This is a genomic window from Mesorhizobium sp. M7A.F.Ca.US.002.01.1.1, assembly GCF_004022955.1.
GTDB classification, from domain to species: Bacteria; Pseudomonadota; Alphaproteobacteria; order Rhizobiales; family Rhizobiaceae; genus Mesorhizobium; species Mesorhizobium ciceri.
In genome coordinates this window covers 1-4,999 of record NZ_RZQE01000442.1, presented here as the reverse complement: position 1 = coordinate 4,999, position 4,999 = coordinate 1, and the positions used below count along the sequence as shown (strand labels likewise).

The 4,999-nt window shown below is 63.4% G+C and carries 5 protein-coding genes; 1 reads left to right on the top strand and 4 read right to left on the bottom strand.

Annotation, left to right across the window (positions count from 1 at the left end):
- Window positions 1-162, top strand: a 162-nt coding sequence (locus EN932_RS29090; RefSeq protein WP_128369262.1) for an SDR family oxidoreductase, incomplete at its 5' end; no start/stop codon positions are given.
- A 31-nt stretch (window positions 163-193) separates the two neighbouring features.
- On the opposite strand, the gene EN932_RS29085 is transcribed toward EN932_RS29090, so the two are convergent.
- The 4 genes from EN932_RS29085 to EN932_RS29070 all read right to left on the bottom strand — a co-directional run.
- Window positions 194-451 (bottom strand): hypothetical protein, encoded by a 258-nt coding sequence (locus EN932_RS29085; RefSeq protein WP_063168507.1) that lies wholly within the window; start codon window positions 449-451, stop codon window positions 194-196.
- A gap of 60 nt (window positions 452-511) precedes the next feature.
- Window positions 512-1,294, bottom strand: a complete 783-nt coding sequence (gene otsB / locus EN932_RS29080; RefSeq protein WP_127384954.1) for a trehalose-phosphatase — start codon at window positions 1,292-1,294, stop codon at window positions 512-514.
- Entirely contained in the window at window positions 1,291-3,072 is a 1,782-nt protein-coding gene (locus EN932_RS29075) for a trehalose-6-phosphate synthase (RefSeq protein ID WP_013530900.1), read from the bottom strand. The genes otsB and EN932_RS29075 overlap by 4 nt, the downstream gene beginning before the upstream one ends.
- A 142-nt stretch (window positions 3,073-3,214) precedes the next feature.
- The coding region (locus EN932_RS29070; RefSeq protein ID WP_128369261.1) for an amylo-alpha-1,6-glucosidase at window positions 3,215-4,999 on the bottom strand (1,785 nt) is incomplete at its 5' end.

The window sequence follows — 4,999 nt, the reverse complement described above, 5'->3', positions numbered from 1 at the left end:
GAGCAGAGGCAGGCGCTGTTTGCAGACTATGCCGGCAGGACCCCGGTCGGCCGCATCGGTCGCGCCGAAGACGTCGCCGCGGCAATAGCCTTCCTCGTCTCCAACGGCTTCATGACCGGTCAGGTGCTGACCTGCGACGGCGGACTGCGATTTGCGGCGTAGCGTTCCTCGGGCGCCGACAGGCTTTTCACCCTCAATTGGCTCTCTTTGGATCACCCCGCACGCTCTTTTCGCCGGGGCTGTCACCGCCCGGTCTCACCGCATCTGAAGCGGTCTTTTCCGGAACATAGGAATAATCAGGCGTATCAGCCCCATACATCTTGTTGTCGATCGCCTCTTGCCAGCTGAAATCCGCGTCGGACGGTGAAACGTCGGCAATGTCATGGCGGGAGGAGCGAGAGTGCAGCCAGTTCGGGGTGATCTCTCGGACCAATTGTGCAAAGCGTCCCATCGAAACCGTTCCTTTCCTTGCCCTTTCCAGGAGGCGCGATCGCGGTTGCGTCGGCTGGATCTAAAGTTGACCTCTCAGCCAGCCCAGCGTCTCGACAACGTCGGCAAGCCCGTACCGCGCTGCGGTGTGCGCTGGTGGGTTGACGCGTATCGATATGCCGCCGGCATCATTGACGGCCTCAAAACCGTTTTCATCCGACGTGTCGTCGCCCAGGAAGACCGGGCGACGGCCCGTGAATGGCGCAATTTCCATGAAACGCCGGATCGCGGCGCCCTTGGCGGCCTCGAGCGGCAGCAATTCAACACCGGCATTGCCGGGTACCACCCGGTAGCCCTTTGGCAGCGTGGCCAGCGCCTGCTCGACCAGCTGCGTCGCGCGCGGAAGCAGATGCGGGGCGGCGCGCGTGTGGATGGCCAGCACCCGTCCTTTGCGCTCGATATAGGCGCCACGACCGAGCTCGGCCTCGATCTCGTCGACAAGCGCAGAAATATCCGCCGGCTCATCCGCGACTTCGACGTCGTCGTTCGGTAGGAGCCGATGTTCCAGGCCATAGAGCCCGGCGGCGCGCAGCTTCAAAGGCTGAAACAGATGATCGACAGCCGCGACGGAACGGCCTGTTACGAAGGCCAATGCCCCGTTCAGCTTGCAATCCAGGCCTTGCAGCAAGGAGCGGAGCTCGTCGCTGACCGAGACGGCGTCCGGGTGTTCGGCATGTTCCAGCAGGGTGCCGTCGATGTCGAGGAACAACGCCCATTCGCCGGTCAGCACAGTGTGCGGTTTCTCCATGACGGCCTGCGGCTTGTGCAGGGTCTCGCCAACAATATTTTGCAGCGCATCGCTCATGACATCGCCACCCGTCTGCGCTCAAAAATGGAGACGACATTGTCGACGCTGGGCGGCGGGTCGCTGACGGCACCGGTCACCCGATCGAGGTCCCCGCGCTTGCGCAAACGTGCCGCATCCAGAAGCATGCTGCCGGCCCAGCGATAGACATTGTTGTTGCGGATTGTCTCGCGCATGGGGCGCATGCGCTCGCGCTGTTCTTCGGGCGACATGGTCAGTGCCTGCAACAGCGCTCCGCTCATCATGGCGGCATCGTAAGGGTTGACGATCAGCGCCTCCAGCAATTCACGCGAGGCGCCGGCGAATGTGCTGAGCATCAAAACGCCCTGCTCGTCGTCGCGCGCGGCGACGAATTCCTTTGCGACGAGGTTCATGCCGTCATGCAGGCTGGTGACCATGCATATGTCGGCGGCCCGATAGATCTCGTAGACCTGTTCTTGCGAGTGATGTTCGGCCACCATGATCACCGGCCTGTAGCCCTCGCTGCCATAACGCCGGTTGAGCTCTTCGGCATAACGGTGGCACTCGTCATGGAGCAGCTTGTAGGCGGGCAGCGTGCCGCGGCTGGGTGCCGCGATCTGCAGAAAGACCAGTTTTCCGATCCACTCAGGCTGTCGCTTGAACAATTCGTTCAAAGCGTGAAACCGATCGAGAATGCCCTTGGTATAATCGAGGCGCTCGACCCCGACGGCCAGCTTCACATCCGCTTTAAGGCCGAACCTCTCGCGCATGCGAGCGCGGCAATCGTCGACAGCGGGAAGTTTCGCCAGCAGGTCCGCCGGCCATTCTATCGAGATGGGATAGGCGTGCACCAATGTGGTCCGTCCGCCGTAGGAGATGGCCGCATCGGCCCGCTCGATGCGGCTTTCCAGGAAGCGATCGACGCTTTCGGTGAAATTGTTGGCATGGAACTGGGTGTGGAAGCCGATGATCGAGCTGCCGAGCAGGCCTTCGAGGATGCGTTCACGCCATGGGCAGATGCTGTACACTTCCGAATTTGGCCACGGGATGTGCCAGAAAGTGATGACGATCGCCTCCGGTAAGCGCTCTCGGATCATGCGCGGCAGCAGCGCGAAATGGTAATCCTGGACCAGCACGATCGGCCGCTCGTTGCGCGCCTCGGCAACCACCGTATCTGCAAACTTCCGGTTGACGGCTTCATAGGCAGCCCAGTCGGAGGCGCGAAAAATCGGCCGGGTGAAGGCGATATGGCAAAGCGGCCAAAGGCCCTCATTGGCGAAACCGAGATAATAGCCCTGATGCTCTTCCTCCGTCAGCCAGACCCGGCGCAGCGTGTAGGACGGGTTGCCAGGCGGCACCTGCACGCGATCGTGGTCGTCGACGGTAAGGCGGTCCGCCGTTCCGCCGCCATAGGCGATCCAGGTGCCCGCACAGGCGCGGGTAATGGGCTCGAGCGCCGACACCAGCCCGCTGGCCGGGACGAGCAACTCGACGCCGTCGTCCTTCACATTGTGGATGTACGGCTCGCGATTGGACACCACGATAACCTGCGCATCGGGCAGATCGTCGGCCAGGATCTTGCGCAATGTTTCTGGCGACCAGGTCACCAGCGCGGCATCGGCCGATTGGCCGTTCTTTTCGAACTCCCGTATCACCTTGCGCGCGGCCTCCGCGGCCACATCTTCGCCTGCCGTATGTGGGACGGCAGGAGGATGACGGCGACGGTGCCGCGATATGGAGAGGAATACGGCAAGAGCGGAAAAACCGAGGCTCGCGAAAATCAGAACCCAGAGCAGGTCCGCACCGTAGTTTGTCATTGAACGTCAACTCACCCCGGCCGTCGGCGACCGTTTGTTCGTGTTTCCCGTTTGAAACGGTCCGCCGGCCACGTGGTCGGCGTTCGGACCAGTGTTTTTGCAACGCACAAGGCCTGGATCGGTTCCGCCAATTTTGTTCGGATCATGTTCTTACTATGAGCGGCACCAGCCCTTCATGGCGGTCGGCCAGGAAAGCGACGACCCGGTCGCCGACGCGCTGGAAGGTGAGATCGACGACCCGGTCGCCGACGCCCAGGTGCCGCAGTGTCAGCGTGTCGATGCCGATCGGCAGCCTGGGGCGGCCGACGCGAATCTCACCCTCCCAGCCGTCGATCTCCAGGCCAAGACAGGCCTGCATCAACATGAAAGCGGAGCCCGCCGACCACGCTTGCGGCAGGCAGGCGACGGGATAGGCGATGGGTGCTTCGCCCGGCGCACGTGTAAAACCGCAGAACAGTTCGGGCAGCCGCATGTTGAAATGGACCGCGGATTCGAACGTGCCGCTCATCAGGCGAACCACGCTTTCGCGCTCGCCATAGCGCGCCAGCCCGGCACCGCAAAGGGCGGTATCGTGCGGCCAGATCGAGCCATTGTGGTACGACATCGGATTGAAGAACACGGCATCGTCGGCGAGCGTCCGCAGTCCCCAGCCCGAATGGAAGGAGGCGGAAAGCAGCTGGTCAGCCACCATCTGGGCCCGCGCCGGCTCAGGCAATCCGACAAAGAGCAGATGCCCCGCATTCGAGGTCCGCACCTTGCAGGGCTCGCCGGCACCGTCGATTGCCAGCGCATAGAAGCCGAGATCGTCAAGCCAGAAATCCCGTTCCACGGCAACCCGCATCGCTTCGGCGCGATCATCCCAGTGGTCGGCCCTGTCGTTCTCGCCCCGGCGACGGGCAAGTGCCGCCAGCCCCCGGAAGGCGGCAAAGACGTAGCCCTGCACTTCGACAAGGGCGATCGGGCCCTTGGGAATGCGGCCATCGGCATGGAAGACCGAATCGAAACTGTCCTTCCATCCCTGGTTGGCGAGGCCGGACTCGGCCGCTCGCTGGTAAGTCACAAATCCGGTCTCCCGGCCCGCCTTCTCCGTCCATTCGGCCGCGGCGCACAGCGACGGCCACAAGCCGTCGATGAACGCCATGTCACCGGTACGATCGGCGTAGGCACAGGCAAGATAGATGTAGAGCGGTGTCGTATCGACGCCACCGTAGTAGCGGCCGAAGGGAAGCTCCCGCAGCGCCACCATTTCGCCCTTGCGGGTCTCGTGCATGATCTTGCCCGGCTGGGAATCGCTGAACGGCGATGTCTCGGTCGCCTGATGCTGGGCCAGAAAGGCCAGCACGCCCCGCGCCAGGCCCGGATTGAGCCACAGCATCTGCAGCGCCGAAATGACGCCATCGCGGCCGAACGCCGTCGAGAACCAGGGGATGCCGGCATAGGGATAGGGGCCGGTCGCCAGCTCGGTGGTCAGCAACGCGACATCGGCGCGAGCGCGCTCGACCCAGTCGTTGAAGACACGGCCCGAGCTGCGCACCGTCGCGCCATGGCGACGTTTGGCCCGCATGCCAAAGCGGGCGCGGGCGGCAGCGGCGCGGAACCGGTCGCGGTCGGGCTTGTCGGCCACCTCGGGACCGACCTCGACATAAAGCACCTTCCTGCTGCGCTTGGTCACGGCGATCAGGAAATCGGCACGGTTGGCACTCAGTTGGTCCGGCGCCTGCGAGAACGATATCGCCGAGAGGCGGGCCAGGCCATCGAGCCCATCATAGCGCAGCAGGACCGACGTCGCGTTTGTTTCGGCGGCATGGGCCAGCCCGCGCTTCAGCCGTGTCGAGCCACGCACTTCGAACATGTCGCGGAAATCGGCGGAGTAGTGCAGGGAAACGCTGATCGTCGAGTGTTCCCGGCTGTAATTGGAAAGGGGGAT

What these genes read in the sequence shown, in the direction of transcription:
- EN932_RS29085 (WP_063168507.1), bottom strand. Translation starts at nt 451, where the DNA reads ATGGGACGCTTTGCACAATTGGTCCGAGAGATCACCCCGAACTGGCTG.
- EN932_RS29075 (WP_013530900.1), bottom strand. Translation starts at nt 3,072, where the DNA reads ATGACAAACTACGGTGCGGACCTGCTCTGGGTTCTGATTTTCGCGAGC.
- otsB (WP_127384954.1), bottom strand. Translation starts at nt 1,294, where the DNA reads ATGAGCGATGCGCTGCAAAATATTGTTGGCGAGACCCTGCACAAGCCG.